At 41.1% G+C, this 21913-nt stretch carries 17 protein-coding genes, 1 tRNA gene and 1 other RNA gene; 11 read left to right on the forward strand and 8 right to left on the reverse strand.

What is annotated here, in order from left to right; translation table 11 throughout:
* Positions 1 to 123 precede the first annotated feature (123 nt).
* A complete protein-coding gene (locus VX730_00575) occupies positions 124 to 1341 on the reverse strand; it encodes an ATPase, T2SS/T4P/T4SS family (protein ID MEC9290877.1) in 1218 nt (405 codons plus the stop codon).
* A gap of 163 nt (positions 1342 to 1504) precedes the next feature.
* Between VX730_00575 and pckA the strand changes: the two genes are divergently transcribed.
* The 6 genes from pckA to VX730_00605 all read left to right on the forward strand — a co-directional run bounded on the left by pckA (position 1505) and on the right by VX730_00605 (position 6964).
* On the forward strand, positions 1505 to 3106 hold the full coding sequence (gene pckA, locus VX730_00580) for a phosphoenolpyruvate carboxykinase (ATP) (GenBank protein MEC9290878.1): 1602 nt from the start codon (positions 1505 to 1507) through the stop codon (positions 3104 to 3106).
* A gap of 300 nt (positions 3107 to 3406) precedes the next feature.
* Positions 3407 to 3492, forward strand: a tRNA-Tyr gene (locus VX730_00585).
* Positions 3493 to 3692: 200 nt separating this feature from the next.
* Positions 3693 to 4226 carry a hypothetical protein gene (locus tag VX730_00590; protein ID MEC9290879.1) on the forward strand — a complete coding sequence of 178 codons (534 nt, stop codon included), beginning with the start codon at positions 3693 to 3695 and terminating at the stop codon, positions 4224 to 4226.
* A gap of 42 nt (positions 4227 to 4268) precedes the next feature.
* Complete coding sequence (locus VX730_00595) at positions 4269 to 5015, forward strand: GGDEF domain-containing protein (protein MEC9290880.1); 747 nt, start codon at positions 4269 to 4271, stop codon at positions 5013 to 5015.
* A gap of 48 nt (positions 5016 to 5063) precedes the next feature.
* Positions 5064 to 5264, forward strand: a complete 201-nt coding sequence (locus VX730_00600; protein ID MEC9290881.1) for a hypothetical protein — start codon at positions 5064 to 5066, stop codon at positions 5262 to 5264.
* Between the two features lie 2 nt (positions 5265 to 5266).
* Positions 5267 to 6964, forward strand: coding sequence for a diguanylate cyclase (locus VX730_00605; GenBank protein ID MEC9290882.1), 1698 nt, complete (start codon positions 5267 to 5269; stop codon positions 6962 to 6964).
* 578 nt (positions 6965 to 7542) lie between these two features.
* Here VX730_00605 and VX730_00610 read toward each other — a convergent pair.
* Genes VX730_00610 through VX730_00630 form a run of 5 tightly spaced genes read right to left on the reverse strand, consistent with a single transcriptional unit; the run spans position 7543 to position 16674 of the window.
* Positions 7543 to 10536: a DEAD/DEAH box helicase family protein gene (locus VX730_00610; protein MEC9290883.1), complete on the reverse strand. Its 2994-nt coding sequence runs from the start codon at positions 10534 to 10536 to the stop codon at positions 7543 to 7545.
* 15 nt (positions 10537 to 10551) lie between these two features.
* Positions 10552 to 12531 carry a site-specific DNA-methyltransferase gene (locus tag VX730_00615; protein MEC9290884.1) on the reverse strand — a complete coding sequence of 660 codons (1980 nt, stop codon included), beginning with the start codon at positions 12529 to 12531 and terminating at the stop codon, positions 10552 to 10554.
* A 17-nt stretch (positions 12532 to 12548) separates the two neighbouring features.
* Entirely contained in the window at positions 12549 to 13301 is a 753-nt protein-coding gene (locus tag VX730_00620) for a DUF4391 domain-containing protein (GenBank protein ID MEC9290885.1), read from the reverse strand.
* Positions 13301 to 16483 carry a helicase-related protein gene (locus tag VX730_00625; GenBank protein MEC9290886.1) on the reverse strand — a complete coding sequence of 1061 codons (3183 nt, stop codon included), beginning with the start codon at positions 16481 to 16483 and terminating at the stop codon, positions 13301 to 13303. The genes VX730_00620 and VX730_00625 overlap by 1 nt, the downstream gene beginning before the upstream one ends.
* Positions 16484 to 16485: 2 nt before the next feature.
* Positions 16486 to 16674: a helix-turn-helix domain-containing protein gene (locus VX730_00630; GenBank protein ID MEC9290887.1), complete on the reverse strand. Its 189-nt coding sequence runs from the start codon at positions 16672 to 16674 to the stop codon at positions 16486 to 16488.
* Positions 16675 to 17258: 584 nt separating this feature from the next.
* Between VX730_00630 and VX730_00635 the strand changes: the two genes are divergently transcribed.
* The 3 genes from VX730_00635 (at position 17259) to VX730_00645 (ending at position 19448) form a co-directional block, all read left to right on the forward strand.
* Positions 17259 to 17429: a hypothetical protein gene (locus tag VX730_00635; GenBank protein ID MEC9290888.1), complete on the forward strand. Its 171-nt coding sequence runs from the start codon at positions 17259 to 17261 to the stop codon at positions 17427 to 17429.
* 88 nt (positions 17430 to 17517) lie between these two features.
* Complete coding sequence (locus VX730_00640) at positions 17518 to 18486, forward strand: HEXXH motif-containing putative peptide modification protein (protein ID MEC9290889.1); 969 nt, start codon at positions 17518 to 17520, stop codon at positions 18484 to 18486.
* A gap of 2 nt (positions 18487 to 18488) precedes the next feature.
* On the forward strand, positions 18489 to 19448 hold the full coding sequence (locus VX730_00645; protein ID MEC9290890.1) for a YcaO-like family protein: 960 nt from the start codon (positions 18489 to 18491) through the stop codon (positions 19446 to 19448).
* A gap of 39 nt (positions 19449 to 19487) precedes the next feature.
* On the opposite strand, the gene VX730_00650 is transcribed toward VX730_00645, so the two are convergent.
* On the reverse strand, positions 19488 to 19811 hold the full coding sequence (locus VX730_00650) for a DUF6176 family protein (protein ID MEC9290891.1): 324 nt from the start codon (positions 19809 to 19811) through the stop codon (positions 19488 to 19490).
* A 126-nt stretch (positions 19812 to 19937) separates the two neighbouring features.
* Positions 19938 to 20294, reverse strand: a transfer-messenger RNA (tmRNA) gene (ssrA, locus tag VX730_00655).
* Between the two features lie 172 nt (positions 20295 to 20466).
* Here ssrA and VX730_00660 point away from each other — a divergent pair.
* Positions 20467 to 21267, forward strand: coding sequence for a hypothetical protein (locus tag VX730_00660; protein ID MEC9290892.1), 801 nt, complete (start codon positions 20467 to 20469; stop codon positions 21265 to 21267).
* Between the two features lie 94 nt (positions 21268 to 21361).
* Positions 21362 to 21874, forward strand: a complete 513-nt coding sequence (locus VX730_00665; protein MEC9290893.1) for a hypothetical protein — start codon at positions 21362 to 21364, stop codon at positions 21872 to 21874.
* Positions 21875 to 21913: the final 39 nt, after the last annotated feature.

Below are 21913 nucleotides of genomic sequence, written 5' to 3' on the forward strand. Positions count from 1 at the left end.
TCCCAGAAAAGAAACAGAACGAGAGTTTCCCTTTGCAGGGTAAGTCTTACTCTGCATGGGTTCAGTAGTTAAATTATGGTGATGGTTTAGGGCAAAAACAAGCCCCCAAGTTGGGGGCTATGTTTAATCTTGTTTACTTTTGAGTGTTGGGTCATCCACTTCAAGCTTGTGGAAGTAGGCACTAATGCGTGCACCTTCACGTTTGAGCTGAACAACGCCATAAATATCTGCAATCAGCTGACGACGCAGGACACCTAGTGCACTTTCAGCTGTATCACCATTTAGAAGGACACGGTTAATAACGGCATCAAGCGCTGTTGCTGGGTTGTTGGCGTGAATGGTTGCCATTGACCCTTCGTGACCCGTGTTGATGGCACTACAGAAGGTGAAAGCGTTCTCTTTACGAATCTCACCAAGAATAATACGGTCAGGACGCAGACGCAGTGTGGCGTTCAAGAGGTCTTTAATATCTTGGTTACCAACACCCGTATCGTTGTTACTGAAAATCATCGGACACCAGTTTGGCTGTGTAATGCGCAGCTCGGGTACGTCCTCTAGCGTCACAAGACGGTCTTCTTCTTGTACGTAAGGGAGGACGGCATTCATAAAGGAGGTTTTACCCGTACCTGTACCGCCAGAGATAAGAATTGTTTTGTGGCCTGTAATGGCTTCAATTACTTTTTCTTTATCCTCAGGTGTCATGTGGAAGTCATCAATGGTAAATGTCTCTTTACGCTGAATACGAATTGACATGATGAAACCTGTAATGGTGTTGAATCCACCGACAATCTGTACACGGTGTCCGCCTTCAAACTTACAAGAGAGAATTGGCTTACCTGGGTGGTAAAGCTGACCTGTGCGGTTGGCGAGAACGCGGGCCATGTCTTCAAGAACATCAAGCGTAAGAGCTGGATCGTCGTGGTAAATCCATTTACCACGCGCATCTTCCATAATCACTTGGCCAGGCTTATTAATAATAAGCTCTTTGAAGTTTTCAATGTCATCGCGTTCCATGTATTTAAGAATGGGTAGGAGGTAGCGACGTGCCATAGGATCATCGCTGTAAAGACCTGTTGGCGCAGCAGGTTTAACCTCTGACGCGCGCTTCTGGTCTAGGAATTCTTTAAGTTTATCATCGTCACTTGCAACAGGCTCGCTTGGTGCAGCTGTAGGCGCTTGCGGTGCAGGTGCACTTGGCGCTGCAGATGGAGGAGGGGATGTTGGTATAGATGTACGTTCAGGTGCCTCTGTTTGTGGCGCCTGAGGAGCTTGATCTTGCTCGTTACTGTCTCCAATTGGAGGAAGTGGTTTGTTTGTGATACCGCCGAAGCCGTCGTCCATGGTGTCTCCTTAATCCCTGTTACCCTAGATTTATTATGCATTCTAGCATGAGCGGAATCTGACAATTAAAAAAAGCCGACGAATTTTTAAAAATTGAGTGATTCGGTGTTTCCTCTGTGGCACAATAACGTCTCAAAACAATAACAAGTAAGGAGTGGGATTTATGCCTATTCTTGGACGTCAAACTGGTGAAACTCTACCAGAAACTCTCGTGAAAACACGTACTGTTTACACAAATCTTACAGCAGGTGAGCTCACAGAACATGCCCTTAAAGCAGGCACAGCTAAACTCTCTAAAAATGGGGCTTTGGTTGTTGAAACTGGTGAGCACACAGGCCGAAGTGCTAACGATAAGTTTATTGTGAAAGACAGCACAACAGAAGGCACGATTGACTGGGGGAAAGTGAACCAGCCAATGACGACTGAGCAAGCCGAAACGCTCTTTACAGATGTTATGGCTTCTTATGAAGGTCAAGATTTATACGTACAAGATTCTTACGCAGGCGCTGATGCAGACTATGGCATTGGGGTACGCACAGTCAGCCCATCTTCATGGCATACACTCTTTGCACAAAATATGTTTATTGGTCTGCAAAATGCAGAATACGAAGACTTTTCATCAGACTTTACGATTTACCATGCACCAGAATTTACAGCGACACCTGAAAAGCATGGCACGAACTCAGGCACGTTTATTGTGATTGATTTCACAAATAAGCGCGTGATGATTGGTGGTACAAGCTACGCAGGTGAAATAAAGAAATCTATCTTTACAGTCCTTAACTACGTACTGCCAGAGCAGGGTGTATTCCCAATGCACTGTAGTGCTAACGTGGACGATATGGGCAATGCAGCGGTATTCTTTGGTCTGTCTGGTACAGGTAAAACAACGCTTTCAGCTGATAGTTCTCGCACACTTGTAGGGGATGACGAGCATGGCTGGAGTACGCGCGGCCTCTTTAACTTTGAAGGCGGTTGCTACGCGAAAACAATTCGCCTAAGTGCAAATGCTGAACCTGAAATTTACGCCACAACACAGCGTTTTGGAACAATTCTAGAAAACGTGGTTATGGACGATGTCACACGTGAGCTGGATCTTGATGATGCGTCTCTCACTGAGAACACGCGTGCGTCATACCCGCTTGAGTTTATTCCAAACGCAAGTGCAACAGGTACGGGCCCAACACCTAAGGATATCGTGATGCTGACAGCTGACGCCTTTGGTGTATTGCCTCCAATTAGCCGCCTAGATACAAAGCAGGCGCTTTATCACTTCCTTTCTGGTTATACAGCTAAAATTGCTGGTACGGAGAAGGGGCTTGGTGATGAACCAGTCGCAGCCTTTTCTGCATGCTTTGGCGCACCATTTATGCCATGCCATCCAGTAGAATACGCAAAGCTAATGGCTGAAAAACTCGAAGAAACAGGCGCGCGCTGCTGGCTTGTAAACACTGGCTGGACAGGTGGTGCTTACGGTACGGGTGAGCGTATGCCAATTGCTTATACACGTGCTATGCTCAGAGCTGCTCTCAACGGTGAGCTTGAAACAGCATGCTACACAACGCATCCTGTATTTGGCCTTTCTATGCCAACAACATGTCCAGGTGTGCCTAACAATGTGCTTAACCCAATGAGTACTTGGAAGGATAAGACAGCCTACATGGAACAAGCAAAAATGCTTCAAGACATGTTTGAAGAAAACTTTGAGCAATTTGAGGCGAAGTTCCAAGAGCTTATGCTGACACCGCTTGTAAGAGCTGCGTAAAAGCACTATACTTGTATACGGTAAAAACTGAATATGAGGGTGAAAGACTATGACTCTTTCTATATCGAACATATCTGCGATTCTGCTGCTTGCAGTGGCTGGATTTATTGTATTTAGCTGTGCAGATGACTTTGAACGACATACAAAGAAAAGTGTTCAAACTACCCTCTAATAGCACAAATTTGCTTAATTTTTAAGCATGCGTAGGCGGGTTTGCAGATTTTTTGCGATTTCTCTATGAATAGCAATTGACAACTGCGACGGAGGTGGTTAAATTGCACCTCGTTGATGACCACACGTGGTGAGATGGCCGAGTGGTTAAAGGCAGCAGACTGTAAATCTGCCCGCGTAAGCGTACGTAGGTTCGAATCCTACTCTCACCACCACTTCAAATGTAAATTCGCCCTCTGGGCGATTTTTTTATTTGAAGAGTTTGGTGCAGTTGATGAGAGCCTACAAAAGTGGCGAAGCCACGGGTAGGTTTGAAAGCGAAGCGCTCCTCCGACTGAAAGAAGGAGAATCCTGCTCAGGTCATATTTTTTCACTTATAATGCTTTAGTTTTATTTAAATGTGTGGATAAAGTTCATGTCTAAGAAAGGAAATTTTCTACAAGATCCTTATTTTGAAAGGTTGAGAGATTTTTTGAAAGAATCAAATAACGAAAGTGATAGAGGCAAAGCACTAGTTGTAGCCTCGTTAATTGAAGAAATGTTGGAAGAAATACTAACAAATTTTATGCTTGATAATAAAGCTGTGAAAAAGCTCTTTAATGTTCCTAATGCACCATTATCAAACCTTTCTTCAAAAACTTTATTATGCAGAGCTCTTGGTTTGATTAATGAGGCTGAATTTAGAGAAATTGAGATAATTAGAAAGATTAGAAATAGTTTTGCACATAATGTTTTATGTTCCTTTAAAGATGAACGAATTGCAGATATATCGAAATCGTTAATGGCAGGAATGTCTTATGTTGATGCGTTAGAAAAGGGGCATAAATCAAGAATTGATGAGCCAAGAAGTAGATTTTCCGCTGCATCAACTTCTTTAGTTTTTGGTTTATATAATAGATCTACATATGTATTTAGAATAAAAATTGCAGAAAGCAAATTCCCAATCTAATGCCCCCACCCATAAATAAATATGGGATAAGGGAGGATCCTTTTGGGCTTTATTAACAACATGATGAAGAAACTAGGCTACGTGCCACAATCTGACTTGAATGAAAGTCAGGCACAGGCGCGCGCTTTGGAGTCTGATTTAAGTGCGGCCCGTGCAGAATCTTATGATCTTCATAACCGTATGACAAGTATGCAAAGAGAGCTTGATTTGAGCCGTCGTGATGATCTGACAGGGCTTGGCAATAAAAAGCGTCTCGACGATGCGTACCAAAAGCTTTATGTGGATGACCATCTAGAAGGTCATGCACTTGTTATGATTGATGCCAATAACTTGAAAAAGGTAAACGATACCCTTGAATACGATGGCGGGAACACGTATTTACGCCATATTGCCCATTCTATATCAGAAACATTCCCAGACCATGTGGTGATGGCGCGTCACGGTGGGGATGAATATTCAATTATTATTAAAGCGACAGAAGAAGAGGCGCAGGCGTTGGCTGATCAGTTTGAGGCCCATGTGCAAGAGAACCTGTGTTTCCATATGGAAGATGACACGCTTTATGCGATTGAGGGCAGTGCGGCCTCAGGCGTAACAGCTCTGCATAATGGAATGAAGCTTGGCGGCAATGGTGGCGCTATTGAAGCAGCCACACAAGAAATGCAGCCCCATAAAGATGCTATGAAAGCTGCCTTAAAAGAAAGCGGGCATGAAGTAGGTATGGTACGTGAAGCCACTGGCCCTGAGCAAGAGCAGTTTCATGCGCGCGAGCAAGAACTGTTTATTTAGGGGTAGAAATCTTAATTTTTAGCTCTTACACTTTAACGGTATTTAAGCTTGGCACATAGAAAGTTAAAAATGGTTCAAAAAGAACGCCGGCAATCGCCACCTCAAAAGCGTAAGCATAATGAACGTCGTGCAGATATGCGTATTATCACATCGGCATCTCAGTCTGATATTTATCTTTGGGCGGTGTCGCTTGTCTTTATGGCCATGATTCTTGTGACAGTTACTTTGCTGGCGGTGTTGAAAGGGTAGGCATGTTGTATCTTGGTATTTTTCAGGCTCTTGGCCTCACTGTTCTGATTTCATTTTTTAATGTGTTTTTACGTATGGCTGTGCAGGAGTGGCATGTGGAGCCTGTACCTTTCACATGTTATTGCTTACTTATGGCAGCGTTTGTTCTCACGCTTGCAGCGGGCCCAGGTAAGCTTGTAAAGGAAACGCTTAAATCTAAAATTACTTGGATTTATAGCTTTATTTTGGTGAGTACATATATTGTCGATACTTACGTGATGTTTTATATCAGTGCAACTGAGGCAAGTTTTTTTAGCCGGTTAAGTATTCCCATTGCCCTTCTTATTGCTTGGGTCTTTTTCCAGCGTAAAGTAAAGCCTTCAGACTTATTGGGTGTTTCTGTCATTATGCTGGGTGTTGTTTGGCTGATTTTCTTGCAGCCACAAGAGATGCTGCTGGCGATCTTGTTTGTTGTTGGGCTTTCTGCATTTTTCCAAACCCTACAGTTTGTACTGGCTGAAAGCCATAAACAGGCCAGTGAAGCAGTGCAAGCAGGGACAATGAGAGATGAGTGGCGTGTGACAGGCCTTGTTACATTTGTGACGAGTGCGGTATTTTTATTTTTAGCGCTTATTTTAAGCTGGACTGGCGGGCATATTGGTGTGCTCCCTGAAAAGTTTATTGTGCCTATAGAGCGCTTTGCGGATAAAAATACAGTATTTGCTGCCTTGTTTTATGGGGCGCTTATTTTGCCGTTTATTCGTTACTTTAAATGGTCAGCAAGCCAGAACCTTAAGGCTGAAAATTTACTTCTCTTCATGGCGTTCATTCCAATGGTGACATATGCGTTTGAGAAAGCCCTTGTTATGCTCTCTCTTATGCCGTCAGGGCATATGACGTTTTCAGATGGGAGAGGCGGTCAGCTTTTGGCGATTGCCGTTCTTATGACGCTTGGGGCAGGTCTTACTACGTTTCTGCGTATGAGGCGTATGATTAGAGAGTCTGGAGAAGGTGGCGGGCTCATTGCTCTTAAGGCAGCGCTTCTCAGGGGGCGTTCTCTTGCAATTCACCACAGTGAGTCAGCAGAAGATGACTATGAAATTGTTATGAATACATTAGAATTTGCAAAAGGGCATAAGGCAAAAGCCGCCCAACTTCTAGATATTCCAGAGAGCACGCTTGCAGTGATTAAAGAAGGTAGAGGAACTCTTGCGCTTATTGAATCTGAAAGTAAGAAAGTTGCGAGGTGCTATCGAAGCCGTGTAGCTAGCCGTGATGCTTTAACGGGGTTACTCAACCGTTCTTCTTTTGCTGCGCAAGTTAGAGAGCTGTTGGAATCTGGACAGGTTTTGACTCTTCTTTATATTGATTTGGATAAGTTTAAGCCAATTAACGATACATATGGCCATGAGGTTGGGGATGAGGTTCTTGCGATTGCAGCTGAGCGTATGAAAGGCATTCTGCCTTCAGGATCCCTTATTGCGCGTATGGGCGGGGATGAGTTTTGTATTGGTATTTTGAATGATAAGAGTCAGGCTATTGCAAACGCTTTGAAAAAAGCGATCTCTGAGAAGATTTCTATAGAAGGAGTTGATGAGCTTATTCATATAGGAGCATCCATTGGTACGGCAATGGCACCAGAAGATGGTGTGGTTTATGAAGATCTTATTTCTAAAGCGGATAAGGGGATGTACGGCGTGAAGCATTCACGAGATACATAAGCTAAAATAAATGGTGGAGAATTCAACTCCGAGCAACGGAGTATCTTCTTTTGTTCCATCGTTACTAAATCTATACACTCCATTCATCATCGAGCGAAATTCTCTCATAAGTCCGAATAGAAAAAGACGGTCTACTAAATGAATCTCAGAATCTGCAATCGCCATCGAGCGAAACGGTCTCTGTAAGTCCGCTGAAAAAGACGGTCTAGTTAATGAATTTCATCTCTGCATTCAAATCCTTGCGATAAAGTCTCACACATCCGAAATTCCCTGTTTAATAATGTAAATACAGGGAAAATTATTAAACCCTAAATAGAGTCTCTAAATAAAAAGCACTGCTACCAACGCTTTTCATGAATCTGACCCCAAAAATAACAGGGAATTATCAGGGAAATATTTTTAACAGACGCTGATAAATCAAGCGCTGAGATACCGTGATTATCAAATGTACTATTATTTTTTTGAACTGCGTAATACGCTACTCATAAAAAAGTTAATGCCGTTTGATAGGTGCCATATAAAGCCCTAAGAACCATCTGTCGCTTTTCTTATTTGCGTCATACTGCAATCATTTTTTATTATTTAATATGCCCCATAACGTCTTCAACGCTAGTAGCTTTAATGTATTCTGCTGGGTTTTCGGTAGCTGCAATTTCATCAAAGTGCTTCTCACCACAACGGATTTTTGCACCTTCTTGGTGACGTAAGTCATCCCACCAATTGCTACCTTTTGTCTCCACAACGAAATACAGCTTCTCGTGTCCATCATCTTCAATTAAAACCGCCCAGTCGGGATTGTAGGAACCCAATGGCGTTGGCACTTTGAACCATGCAGGTAGTTTGGCATAAACCTTAACTGCTTCATTAGTCTCCAAATCTTCGGCAAACTTCTTCTCTACTCCAGCAGAGTCATAAACTATATGTTCATAAACAGATTTCTCGGCTTTAACTGTATCTTTCAGATATCCTTTAAGCTCCTCCTGCTCAAAAAGCTCCTGAGCATAGAACTCTTTATCTCCAATTTTGTGATATTTAATACCGTCGACTAGGGCTAACCGCTTAGTACGGTTAATAGCTTCTGATGCCATATCTATGAACTGCTGAGGGTTGCGAGCAAAATCTTGTATTCTGCGGCTAGCTGTAAGTATTTTAACAATACTATGACGAGTTAACTGCGTTTTATCCTGCAGATCCGTAATAATATCTGGTAATTCGATATCGTTTTCATGAATTGTTGTAAATCCGGATACAGATGTTTCATCTGCTCTAACACCACCTTTACCAATTTCAATGCCAGCTTTCCTAAATTGAGCTCTTGTTTTGGTAATAGGAGGACACTTTTCTATAGCTTCAGCAGCATCTGCAATAAGCTTCTCATTGTTAAAGTCCACTCGATAGGTGGTCTTATACTTAATACGATCCCATAGCTGTTTGAAATCATCACCTAAGAATTTTTCTTTGTTCAGGTGGATTGTTTCTCTCTCATTAGCGTTTTTAATATCCAATTTACCAGCAAGCTTCTTAAGGATATCTTCTACTGCATCTTTTTGATCTTTAAATTCTTCTGGTAGTTCAAAGTCCCCAGATTTCAATGCTTCACGAAGAGTGTCTTGAACCTTACCCTTATTATTAACAAAGCCTTGAGTATTTAAGAACTTCCAGATTTTTTCAGATGTATCAACACCAAGAGGAGAAAGTGAACCGTCTTCTTTTTGCACTTGAATAGCTGCGAACTGATGTCTTTCAACAATGCCAAAGCGGATGCCAGTGTCAGCTTCAATCTCTTTTTGAAGATTTTCTGCGAACTGTTCATAACCTTCAGAAGCAATAACCGTTAGGGTATTAATATCGTTTCCACGCAAACGCAAACCTTCTTGGTTCACACATAAACGCAAGCCACGACCGATTGTTTGACGACGCTCACGTTCAGTGCCTATTTCACGCAGTGAGCATATTTGGAACACATTCGGATTATCCCAACCTTCCTTCAGGGCTGAGTGAGAGAAGATGAACTTCAGCTTGGTATCAAAGCTCAGCAGTTTCTCTTTATCCTTCATAATCAGGTTATAAGCACGCTCTGCATTATCGCGGTTTGATTGATTGTTTTCAGCTGTGTCCGTCCAGCGCTTTTTCTTATCAATAGAAAAATACCCGTCATGCACTTCTGAAGCATCAATATTCAAATCAACCTTTTCAAATAACGTTTGGTAGGCTGGGCTTTTAGCCAACTTGCGATATTCTTCTTCAAATATTTTAGCATATTTACCTTCAATCTCATTGCCGTCTTCATCGTAGCTACGGTAATGTTCAACGCTATCAATAAAGAATAGGCTTAAAACTTTGATGGGCTGTTTATTGCGAGCAAAGTGCATTTCTTTATCAAGATGTTCCTTGATAGTACGGCGGATCATTAAGCGTTTAAGCTCATCAGGATTTACACCGCCAAGAGCATCGCCGGGGTAAAGAGTTGTATCTGCGCCCGGTGCTTTGACTTCAATAGATTCATTATCTTTACCGCAGGTGATTGTACCAATCTGTATATTTTCATAGATAGCGCGGTTGGTTATTTGTTCTAAATCGTCACCGTCTTCAACGGTCAGAATTTCAGGTTTGATGTTCTTACCACGTTGAACATGTAACTCAACTTTTGCAGTAATAGATCCACGAACGTTTTTAGCTTCAATAAGCTTAACGAAAGGCTTGTTATAACCTCCATCAACTTCCAATGATGCAACTTCGATCTGCTTCACTAGACCACGCTCATAAGCGTCTACAGCGTCAAGGCGGTAAACCATATGGTATTTATCTGCATGAGTGGCAGAGTAACGCAATGTGCAAAGTGGGTTCATGGCTTCAAGGGCTTTTTTACCTTGGCCTTTCATACCCCCATCAACTGACTGGGGCTCATCCACAATAATAATTGGGTTGGTTGCCTTAATCAGGTCAATAGGCTTTTCACCGCCGGTGTTTTCGTTTTCCTTATAAAGGTTATTCACATCTTGTTTGTTAATGGCACCAACGGTTGTCACCATAATTTGGATATTTGCACTGGTGGCAAAGTTACGAACCTTACCGGGCTTGCTAGAGTCATATTGGAAAAACTCATACCCTTTGGCATTGGGGTATAAAGCTTCAAAATGCTCACGGGTAATTTCTAGCGTTTTATTTGTACCTTCCTTAATAGCAACAGAAGGCACCACAATAACAAACTTGGTGAAGCCATAATTTTTATGCAATTCAAAAATGGTGCGAAGGTAAACGTAGGTTTTACCTGTACCTGTTTCCATTTCAACGGTGAAGTCACCACTGGTTAGGTTTTCAGAAGGGCGGAGACCGTTTTTAATTTGAATATTACGTAAGTTTTCAGCCAGCTCATCATCAATCAGCTGTAGGCGGTTACCAAAGCCAAGTTCGTTTTCATGGCTAGAATACTGATAACCAACTTCACCAGTATCTTTTTCCGCCACAACCGTAAATTCTGAGCGAGAGATCTCTTGCCCTTTAAACAAACCAACAACAGATTCTATCGCTGCTTGTTGATAATCTAGGTTATCTTCAAAATGTAATTTCATTTTTAAAGCACCTCCTTACAAGCTGCGTACATGGTCAATGCCATTTTGGGAAAGGATGGCGGCCATGTTGGTTTTGGCCACATCATCACGGAAGGCAGAGTCTTTAAAGAACACGTGAGTTTCTAGCACTTTAACGCCCAGTGTTTCTTTCAGCTCTTTTTGCCAAGCCACAACGCCTGCAGCAAGTTCTTCCACTTGGTCATTTGTAATCAAATCATCTAAGCAGGTAATGATTTTACCATAACCAATGCTGTAAACATTCTTGCCCGCAATCTCTCTACTTTCAATCGGGGTGGTTAGGTCTACACCACGTTTAAGCAGCAGTTCGTAAAGAACATCCTGCTCCGTACGTCCTTCAACAAGGTGTTCTTGGTGTTCTAGCAGGCTTGTTTCCAAGTCCTTACGGTCTGGGTTCCACGCTTTAATGTTAGAGCTGGCCAGTTTGAAAACCTTAAAACCTAAATCGCCATCATAATCAGGATTTTCATCCTTGATTTTCTTTGCCGCGCGGCGGATGCGATCTTTGGATAAGTCAGAAATTGTTTTATATCCGGCTTTAAAAGCTTCTGTTTTTTCATCTGTAAGCTCAGGCAACTGAACTGAAATATGCCTACGGCTTTCTTTGTTTTCTGAGTTCAACTGCATTACTGCATGTGCGGTTGTTCCTGATCCTGCGAAAAAATCCATTATAATATCACTGGAATTACTTCCAATAACTAATAAATCCGAAATAAATGGTACTGGCTTAGGGCCATCAAACAGCTTTTTACCTAACAAATCTTTTAACTTAGTAGTTGCAGTGCTAGTGCTATAATCTGACTTGTAAAAAACTGATTTAGGCTTTTTCGTTGGTAAGTCACCGAGTTGAGGACGTTGTTTGCGATAGAACTGCCAACCATTTGAAGTATGCTTCAAAATTAAGTTGTGCTTGCTATCATTAAAAGTATTTTTACTCCAATACCAACTCAGCTCTTCTCCTGATGGGTTTAATGGCAATATCTCCACATCAGTATCTACTAAAGGTCTATTATCTTCAGTAATGTAAAACTCTTTAGTTTGCTCGTTGAGGAAAATTGGATACCACAAGTTAGGGCGTTTTTCTCTTGGAGCATTTACGCCCGTAGCACGAAGGTTGTCGGCCTCTTTATATAAGCCATACTCATCTTCAAGCCAGTTTTTAGCTATTTCTTCTTCATCAACAGAAAAGTGGTTTAACGTACAGTCATCTTTTGACTTAAGACATACAATCACATATTCATGAGTTTCTGCGAATCCATAAGCATCTTGGTTACCTTTTAAATTCATGATTACAGGGAAGTTTCCAAGTACATTTTCCTCACCAAAAATTTCGGTACATATTTCTTGCAAATTAATTACTTCATTTTCATCAATGGAGATAAATATTACACCGTCTTGGCGTAACAAGCTCTTTGCCAGCTTCAATCGCGGGTACATCATATTCAGCCAATTGGTGTGCTTTCGCCCTCCAGTTTCTGTGTTTGATGTAAATTTCAGACCTTCATCATCTTTTTGACCGGTGTATTTCAAATACGTATCTAGATTATCTTGGAATTTATCTGGATAAACAAACTCTTTCCCTGTGTTATAAGGCGGGTCGATATAAATCATCTTCACCTTGTTTGCGTAGCTTTTTTGCAGAAGCTTCAACACTTCAAGATTATCACCTTCAATAAACAAGTTTTGGGTTGTATCCCAATCCACGCTTTCTTCGGGGCAAGGCAGAAGCGTACCAAGGGATGGTGTTAGGGCAATTTGACGGGCTTGTTTTTTACCATGCCAGTTCAGGCCGTATTTTTCTTCACCTTCATCTAGTACTTTCAGGTCTCCCAGAAGCTGACGCAGCGTATCAAAATTCACACCGTTCTCGGTAAATGCATCCGGGAACAGCTCTTTTAGCTGTTCTACATTCTCCTGCACGATATCGGCAGATGCACCGTCTTGTAATTCTACTTTTTTCATAGCTACTTCTGTCATTGTTATTTGCCCTTCTTCTATAACTCTTGTTTAAGACCGTTTATTTGGTCTGCAATTTTTTTAATATGGGTGGTTAGGTCTACCTGTCTGCCCATCTGCTTTTCTTTTTTAAGCTTATTTTGAAGTTCTGACTTTTCTTGTTCCAACTTCTCAAGCTCTCGTAATTTTTCTATACGGCTTTGCGCGTCGCTGCCTTTGGTTACATTGTAGCTGCCTGTTTGCTCTGCAGCGTTTAAGGAAATTACTAAATTCTTTACATCTGTATAGAAGGCGTAGAAGTTCACGAAAGACAAGTTTTTTAAGCTTAAACCTGCCATAAACTGCTGCTGCACTTTATTTGGTTTGCTTGGGTTAAACCACTCGGTTAGCCAGCCTTCTTCTACCACCCATTTGGTTTTATCTGCTTGGTTAATACGTTTATCAGCCACACTTAATGCAATATCATCACCATGGGTAAATATGATTATAATTGGATATGGAATAGCCTTATGCACAAAAGATGAAATACGCTTCATTCGGGTGGCATTGGTGAGGTCTATTTGCAATATGGCAACTTCGTCATACTCACGTTCAGCATCCTTGAAAGGTTCTATATTTACGGTGCTTGGCTTTAGGGTGTATAGCCAGCGGATTTTATCAATATCGTCCTTTAAGGCTTTTTTATCGGTAATATCAAGGTCAGCATTCTCTTGAAAAAGCTTTTTAAACAGAGTTTTGTTTAGGTAGCATTTTTCTGGTATGCCTAAGACATTTAAAAACGTCTGAACCATTATTCAGCCTCCCGTATAATTAGGTAGCTGATAACTTCGAAATCTTCCAATGCAGAGAAGTGATCCTGCGTTAAAGAGGTGCCACCACGGCTGAACAGGCTTTCCACGCCTTTTTCTTCAGTTTTACCAACAACGGACTGAATAGCAGCTTCTAGCATAAACTGATATGTACCCATATCTTTGCCGTCACGGGTGGCTTTGTTAAGACTATCGATAGCTTTAACATCTAGCTCTTTATTGAGTGAGCATAGTTTTTTGAAAATATCGAGGCTCTTTTTACCCTGCAGGTGGTTGAAAACAACATCACCATTTTCAGCAACATAAACAATGTAATACGGTGCTAGGGCGTAGTTAGCATCAAACTCAACTTTGCCGTGGATGTCTTTCAGGCAGAAGATTGTGCCAGCAACAAACTCTTTGTTTGGATTTTGAACCGCTGCATAAAATCCGGTTGGTGATTTTTCTAGTTGTTCAAGGTTTTCTTTCATATAGCTTGATAAATCCATACGGAAGTCGTTTAAAGTCATATCGGTAATAGATACGCTACCATCCATGTCTTCAAGGTCTAGAACGGACTCCTGCAGTTGCTTCATTTGTTTGCGGCGGTAGTCTAAATCGTTCATCTGCTTATCTTTGTCATACTCGATGACGTTTTCTTCGCCGGTAGCAGAAATATCAAGCAGAACCATGCGTCCACTTACACGGGCTTCAAGGTTGATATACTCATCCAGCTCCATATTTGGCCAGAAGTTAGCCAGCTGAATAGATTTATTTGTTGAACCAAGACGGTCAACGCGACCAAATCTCTGAATAATACGAACTGGGTTCCAGTGGATATCGTAGTTAATAAGCATATCGCAGTCCTGCAGGTTTTGGCCTTCAGAAATACAGTCTGTTGCGATTAGAATATCAATTTCAGTTGTGGATTCAGGGGCGATTTTCTCACGTTCTTTTGAGACCGGTGAAAAGTGCGTTAGAACGTTGTTCAGATCCTTGTTAAGTCCTTTAATAGTGCATTGGTTTGTACCGCTACCAGTAACCAAAGCTGAGTGCAACCCAAGCTCAGATAGCGCCCACTTAGAAATGTTTTCGTAGATATATTCAGCAGTATCTGAGAATGCGGTAAAAATAATAGCCTTCTTATTGCCATCATTTATTGGGGAACTAGCTTTTTGCTGAAGAACTTCTTTTAATTTAAGAAGCTTAGCATCTCTTGCAGGGTTTACGTTATTCGCATCATCAAGGAGTTTCTTAAGCAGGGCTCGGTCTTCTTCAAGGTCTTGCTTCAAGCGCACAAGGTCCATATCCTGCACCAAAACCTTTACTTTATTACCAATAAGGTAATCTTCCAAGGCTGGATCATCTGTTTGGATATCTTCAATATTTAGTTCTTCAATTTCCGAACTCTCATGCGCTTCAATTTGATTTAACAAACCATCAATTTTTCCATGTACTTTATCAATAGTTTGAGCGAAAGAGTTGATTGAGCTTTCCATACGTTTAAGGAGATTAATACGCATTAAGTGAATCAAGCTACGTTCACGGTCAACCTGTTTAAATACAGAGCCGCCTTTCACTTCTTGGTCATACTTACGGTTATATTCTTCCTTTTTATCCATACGGACATATTCAAGAGGGGCATATGCCGCCAGATTCAATTTTTTAATAGCCATATTGATATCTTTTAATGGAGGGAACTGCCCGCTGGTATCAATATCAGCTTTAATATTCATTGGTTTTAAGCGTTCAGGAAACTTACCAACTTCTGAAGTGTCGTAATATTTCTCAATATGCTTACGTGACCTTGCAATTGTCATAAGGTCTAGAAGTTTAAAGTAATCAAAGTTCACACTTTCTAAAAGAGCTTCGGTTTTTCGCTGTCCTTCAGGCAATTTAAGCCATTTATTGAACTTTTCTTGCGCTCTTTTCAGTGTATTTTCAATGCTGTTAATACCAAACTCAGATAGAACAGTGTCACGACCTTCAGTTATGAATGCAACTTGGTTTTTAAGGTCGTTCATTCGGCTGTTAACTGGGGTGGCCGATAGCATTAAGACCTTTGTTTTTACGCCAGATCGAATAACTTGATCCATTAACTTCTGGTAACGAGTTTCACCGCCAGCCTTCGTTCCACTGTTACGGAAGTTATGAGATTCATCAATAACCAAAAGGTCATAATTAGCCCAGTTAAGTGTTTCTAGGTTTATTTCACCAGACTTACCAGTGCTTCTGCTGAGGTCAGTGTGGTTAAGTACATCATAGTTAAAACGGTCAGCAGCAAGTAAGTTGCGCTTATCGTTTATTGTGTAAACAGTCCAGTTTTCACGTAGCTTTTTAGGGCAAAGAACAAGGATACGGTCGTTACGAAGCTCGTAATACTTAATAACAGCTAGAGCTTCAAAAGTTTTACCCAAACCAACACTGTCAGCGATGATGCATCCATTGTATTTCTCTAGCTTGTCAATGGCACCCATAACCCCATCACGCTGGAACTTATAAAGTTTGTTCCAAACCAAAGTATCCTTAAAACCAGTCTTAGAGCGGATAATGCTGTCTTCGTCTATATCCTCCAAGTATTCTTTGAAAATATTATAAAGTGTTATGAAATAAATTAAGCTTCCCGGCTTCTCTGATGCTAGGTACTGCAGGTGCTTATCTAGCTCAGCCTTGATATCTTGAACCGCTTTGGGGGCATTCCAGATTGTATCAAACCAAGATAGAAGTTGCTTTGTATCTTCTGGATTACTAATACCAGTGTTCATCTCAAAGCCGGACGATTTAACTACACCAAGACCAGAAGCGGTAAAGCTAGAGCTTCCTTGTATCGCAAATGATGATTGGCCATTATCAATATGAAAAATGTTTTGCCCTATAGGCGCATGACTAACTTTAACTTGAATATTTTTTGACAACCAAGAAGCACAATCCTTAGCTACACGGGATTGATTAAGTACGTTTTTAAGACGGATTTCATTCTCAGTACCGGCTAAAGCAACGAGAGAATTATCATCCCAACGAGAAAGAAGGAGCCTTAAACTATCAATATTACTCAGCTCCTTCTTCAAAGCAGAAAACCCATAAATCGAAAACAAACCAGAAAGAATAGAAAGCTTAGCTGAAGAATCTATATGACTCTTCAGTTCAGTAATAACATTTCCGTGGTTTTTGTTATCTAAAAGCATGACTATCTTTGTTTCCTAGCGCTTTGCTCTTGTTCTTTTATCCAGCGATCTATTTCGCTTTTACGAAATCGCCATGAGCCTCCAACCTTAAAGGCTGGGAGCTTACCTTCGGATGTGAGGCGATAGGCTGTTTTTTCGTTTAATTTGAGGTATTCTGAAACCTCTTTCATTGTCATTATGTCGTTATCCATTGGATCTCACATCAGTTTGTAAAAGTATATGACTGAGAAAATAGTGGAAATTTAAGGAATGTTCAAGTAATCTCTTTTACTATATTGAACATTAAGGGCTTTCTAGGATAAAAACATGTACGGGCTAATATAATGGAAATAGAGCTATCCTCAGGGGATCTGAATATTGACGCTCTCTGGGGGGCTACATATAAAGAGATCAAAAATACTTCTGCATAATATTTTGAAATATAAAAATAAAAACCGGCAGCGCCGGTTTTTCTAAAATTCACGTTTATCAAATGGTGGAAATCGACCTTGAATTTACGAAACTTTTGTTGAGTGAAATCTGTAGCTTAAATAAGTTGTTAAATCAACTTTACTATGAATAAAGTTTCGTTTTAGTTAGGTGAAGGAATGGTGGGGTACAATCATTGATTGACAATTCTATCCAGGGCATGTATACGTTTGTCGATTTTAAATCAAGGGGTTTCCCTTGTACCGTTTTAACTGGTGTCTTGTGTACGAGTAAGCCTATTTCATATGCAGTGAAGTAGGTAATTTAGTAAGGTGTAATAACCTTTTTTGCCAAAGGAGATATAAATATGGCAAATGAAGCGTCCCAAAAGACTTTCGAAGTGGATCAAAACCTGCTGCAGGCAACTCCTGCTACTGTGCAGTATGGTCCCGACGAAGCACCTGATGCAACTTTCGAAGTGGATCAAAGCCTGCTGCAGGCAACCCCTGCAACTGTGCAGTATGGTCCCGACGAATAAGCTTCAGGCTTATTCTTGATAGATACAGGTGGGGGGCATTTATATATGCCCTCCTTTTTTGTACATACTCTTAGATATGGAGAATCTCATGATATCTACTCTTGCGACCCCTGTGATTAAAGGCGCATCTTCTTTGAAGGTACGTACTTTGTATAATGAAAAAATGTTGGAAAGCTTGGAGAAGCTATTGCTTTCCATTTCAAATGCTGGCATTGATGTCTCTGTAGTTCAGGGATATGTGTCTACTTTGCTACCAAAGGATTCAATTCCTTCTGATGTTTTTGCTCTTTATCACGCTCTGTTGAGTGCTGTAAAAAGTCAAAATAGGCAGTCTGTTGAACGGTGTTTAATGCAATTTAGGATTCCAACTCTTGAATTGGCAGGACCAAAATTGATTTTTGGCAGTATTGGTGAATGTCAACGTCATGAAGATGTTGTTCCAGAACTCCCGAACCATGAAAAGAAAACCCCTTTGCTCCCAGTGAGTAGGGAGATTGTTCAAAGTTGTTCGGGAGATGCTCAAAAAGCTCTTGCTATTCTTAAACAGTACCACCCTGAAATGGCTGCTGAAATATTAACCCTCTTGTCGGGGCTCTACTTCTTTGATGATGTTGGGACAGAAGAGCAAATGATTGGTGGTTCTGATGTGCGAGTCTATGGAGATATTTTTCTTCGGAGACATAAGGGGGAGATTGATCCTCTTGTTTACTATTGTGAACACATCGTTCATGAAACATCTCACTTGTATCTGCACGCTCTAATGGCGATGGACCCTTTGGTCCTGAATTCTCCTGATGAACATTACCCCGCGCCAATTCGCTCAGACCTGCGTCCTATGTATGGCGTGTTCCATGCAACTTTTGTGCTTAGCAGAATGTGCCAAGTATTTAAAGTGCTTTCTGATCAGTTGTCGGATGAAAATGTGTGTGATGCTCACCAATGTTTTGTGAGACAGTTTGAGCATGGGTTGAGTACTGTTAATCAGTATGCAGAGCTTACTACACTTGGTCAACATCTTATCATGCAGTATCCAGAAGTTTTGATGAAGGTACGCTAAGTATGCCTCTTCCAATTAAAACATTCGTTAGGGCATCTAGGGCTCCTTACGGATATTATATCGCGAAATCAGCCATTGGCCTTAGGTTGGCTGATGGTAAGCCAATCCACTTGTTTGGCTTTGCGTTTGGGCGTGAGGAAGCTGAAGTTGCTCAGAGGTCTGTATATGAGCTGAAAGAACGCTTTTATGCTTGCTATGATGTTTGGAAAGGGGCGTCTGATAAGGGGGAAGTCTTGGATATGCATCATTGGTTGACTCATGAAAAAACAGGGGAGTGCCCTGCACATAACTTGTTATTTCACCACGTTACTGCTGGGTCTTCTCCTCTTTTAGATTCTAATGGTATGGCTTGGTACTCAAATTTGAAAGGTGCGTTAAATCATGCAATAATGGAATCTTTTGAGAGGCACATGTTGAGTCTGGTCTGGTATTATGGGGCTCCTTTATACCTAATTTCTTCGGAGAAGCTTGACGGCGAATACAAAGTTTGTACTTACAGCACTCTAAATGAAATTCCTTTCGCCCTCACTGTTGTTGAGCAAGAGGTGGAAGGGATATGGCTTTGTGGCTCTAGTGTTGCACATTGCATGGATGTATCCATTGAGAAGTCTAAAAGGGAAGCTTTTATGCTACTCGATGGAATTCTTTTTGGGGAAGATGGTAAATTGAACCCTTCTCACTCTGGTAAGAGGCTTGCATCATTAAGTCAAGAAAAGGTGTCCATGTTCAGGTCTTTGCATTTTTCTAAGCTTATTGTGGGAAGGAGGTATTCTTCCCAGAAAAGCTCAGATTTTATGCGATGGTTTGATTGTACTGGCATTGATGCTTATAAGCTCAGGTATTGTGCTTTGAAAAATGATGCTGAAGGCGCATTGGTGCGGGTTATTCATCCCAACCTTTTAAACCCGAAATCTTTGCGGGGAATATGTGGAGATGAAATACCTGATGACCCATTTTGCTAATCGAAAAAAGCCCTGCGCAGTATGCGTGGGGCTTTTACTTTAATCGGTGGTTACATCTAGCAACAGCTGAGTCTCGATATGTTTATTCCATGTGTTTTTTTTGAATTTTTTGTGGTAAATGTCGATGTTTAGGCTGGATGTTTGGGTTGTTTGAATTGCATGATGTATGTTTTCTGCTCTAACATAGTAAATAAGATAATCTTTATCTTCAATAGCTGTTAGGAATGCACTTTCAACTTTAATACCTTCCTGTTTTAAAGTTTCAAGAACTTCATCTTTTCGCTCATTTAGAGTTTTGCTCCATTCTTTTACGGCATGACGTGAGTTTGGTTTTAACTCAATGATTGCACATTTTATATCCATCAGACTTTTTTGACCCTTTGTTGTAAAATATATCTTCTATAGCTTATCATTATTTTACATGTCCGAAACCATTATAAACATTGTTTTTTAGGGCCTTTTTCTTATTTTACTAGACTTGGTTACGAGTGGTGGAGACGGCGGGAGTCGAACCCGCGTCCGAAAAAAGTCTACGTGAGGCTCTCCATGTTCAGTCTTGCTTAAAATTTAAAAATCACACTGGCGCAAAACAACCGATGCAAAGTCGATCCTACTAAAAAATTCGGCTAGGCAGGTAGGCGCTACTTTTACCTATTCCGTCGAAATGACCGCAGTTTGAACCCAGACGGAAAAGAGCCCAAGTGCGGAAGCTGCGTTAATTAGGCAGCTAGAGCGTAGTCGTAAGAATTGCCGACTATATACAATTAAACGTTTTTTAAGGCGGGTCGCTCGCCCCTCCACATGCTCCTCTGCGCTTTCCATTCCCGTCGAAACCATGTCGTCCCCACTTGATTAGAGCCACAGATAAAATTGTTGTAATCCTTTTTTGCACGTTCGTCAATTTATTGCTATGATGTCAGCTGTAAATTGGTACCTTTGCCTAAAAGTGTAGTGATACGGGGTAGGGAGTATTTCCTAAAGTTTTGAAAAATTAAGTTTGTAATAAAAATAAGTTTAGATGGCACAAAATCTACAGCAAATTTACGAGCAGAATGAATCAGCGAAACGCCGTTTAAGGCACCGTTTGGATTCTGAGAAAAAGGGGATGGCACAGATTAAATCTGCCGTCGTTCTTTTAATGTGCGTTGGTGTGATGTTCTTTGTACTGACTTCTGGTTTTAAGGCGCAGACCATTATGTTTGTAACAGTTGGTATGCTTGTGCTGGTTCTTGTGCTTATTCTTGGTGATGTTGTTTGGCGCCTGTTGCGAAACGCTGTTGTATATGATGACCGCGCTGAGCATATGATTTCTCAAGACCAAGGCTCCCCTGATGGTGAAGATGCAAACTACGATGTTGTGGTTGAGAACTGGACATGGAAATTTATGGACGGCTTTGCCATTGTTGTGGGTAAACTTCGTAACTACAGCGATAAAGACATGCCTTACCTGATGGCAAATGTCCGTTTTATTGATGGGGAGAAGAAAAAGCTCAGTGATACAAGTGTTCTGATTAATAAGATTCGTCTTGCGCCCAATGAAGAAGCAACATTCCAAATTATTGCGCCGAAGGTTGAAGGCATGGATCAGGCTATGCTTTATTTTACGCTTTTTGAAAATGATCAGTTTATTAAATCTAAGTCTCATAAAACAGCTGCTGACGTACTGCAAAAGCGTAAGGCTGCACAGGATGAAGCAAATAAAAGGGCTCAGGCTGAAGTGGATGCAATCCGTAAATCTAAAGGCCTAAGACCAATGGATCCTCCGAAGTTTGAGCAAAAAGAACCTAAGAAAAAAGTCAATCCATTCATGAATAAATAAACCAGTTTGGCACTGGTTTTGCTTGATATACCTTGTGTTTAGTGGGCAAGGCTCGTTTGTGCGTATGTAATATGCAACGAAGGAGAGATGCTGAATGTGGTCAAGCACTGAACGAAATACTGGTATTAGCTTTTTAAAAAATGACCAACCGTCACTGGCTTATGAAGATGTGGTGACGATTGTTTTACACCGTATTAAATATTCTAGTGATTCCAAAATGCAGAGGCTGGTACACCTTTTAACCACGTATGATGTTCATCATATTTCCCCTCGTAAAATGCAGGTTTTGTGTCAGGGCCTAAGGTGGCTGAACCTTATTTCTGATTATGATTATTTTTATCTATCATTCCAGCCAGATATGCACCCTAAGTTTAATGAAACAATAGGGAAGTATTATGGACGTACAGCGCGTCCAGATGAACCGCAAGACATGGTGGCCCTTTGGGAGGAGCGTGTCATTAGTCTTGGTACAGGTGAAAATATGATGCGTGAAAGAACAGAGCGTATGCTTAAGATTTTACTGCATTATGATGTGCTTCATTATGCGGTAACGGCTTCTGAAAATTCAGATAGTCATAGCTCGCAGAGTGATCCTTTGCTATCATAATAGAGTAAGCGCAGAAAACTGCAGTATGTAAGTTCGGGG

The sequence above is a fragment of the Pseudomonadota bacterium genome, assembly GCA_036141575.1.
Taxonomy (GTDB): Bacteria; Pseudomonadota; Alphaproteobacteria; order UBA2136; family JAPKEQ01; genus JAPKEQ01.

Excerpts from the sequence above, each read along its gene's own strand:
- pckA (MEC9290878.1), top strand. The coding sequence starts at position 1,505 with ATGCCTATTCTTGGACGTCAAACTGGTGAAACTCTACCAGAAACTCTC.
- VX730_00645 (MEC9290890.1), top strand. The coding sequence starts at position 18,489 with ATGCCTCTTCCAATTAAAACATTCGTTAGGGCATCTAGGGCTCCTTAC.
- VX730_00615 (MEC9290884.1), bottom strand. The coding sequence starts at position 12,531 with ATGACAGAAGTAGCTATGAAAAAAGTAGAATTACAAGACGGTGCATCT.
- VX730_00605 (MEC9290882.1), top strand. The coding sequence starts at position 5,267 with ATGTTGTATCTTGGTATTTTTCAGGCTCTTGGCCTCACTGTTCTGATT.
- VX730_00625 (MEC9290886.1), bottom strand. The coding sequence starts at position 16,483 with ATGCTTTTAGATAACAAAAACCACGGAAATGTTATTACTGAACTGAAG.
- VX730_00630 (MEC9290887.1), bottom strand. The coding sequence starts at position 16,674 with ATGGATAACGACATAATGACAATGAAAGAGGTTTCAGAATACCTCAAA.
- VX730_00610 (MEC9290883.1), bottom strand. The coding sequence starts at position 10,536 with ATGAAATTACATTTTGAAGATAACCTAGATTATCAACAAGCAGCGATA.
- VX730_00575 (MEC9290877.1), bottom strand. The coding sequence starts at position 1,341 with ATGGACGACGGCTTCGGCGGTATCACAAACAAACCACTTCCTCCAATT.
- VX730_00640 (MEC9290889.1), top strand. The coding sequence starts at position 17,518 with ATGATATCTACTCTTGCGACCCCTGTGATTAAAGGCGCATCTTCTTTG.
- VX730_00660 (MEC9290892.1), top strand. The coding sequence starts at position 20,467 with ATGGCACAAAATCTACAGCAAATTTACGAGCAGAATGAATCAGCGAAA.
- VX730_00650 (MEC9290891.1), bottom strand. The coding sequence starts at position 19,811 with ATGGATATAAAATGTGCAATCATTGAGTTAAAACCAAACTCACGTCAT.
- VX730_00620 (MEC9290885.1), bottom strand. The coding sequence starts at position 13,301 with ATGGTTCAGACGTTTTTAAATGTCTTAGGCATACCAGAAAAATGCTAC.
- VX730_00590 (MEC9290879.1), top strand. The coding sequence starts at position 3,693 with ATGTCTAAGAAAGGAAATTTTCTACAAGATCCTTATTTTGAAAGGTTG.
- VX730_00635 (MEC9290888.1), top strand. The coding sequence starts at position 17,259 with ATGGCAAATGAAGCGTCCCAAAAGACTTTCGAAGTGGATCAAAACCTG.
- VX730_00665 (MEC9290893.1), top strand. The coding sequence starts at position 21,362 with ATGTGGTCAAGCACTGAACGAAATACTGGTATTAGCTTTTTAAAAAAT.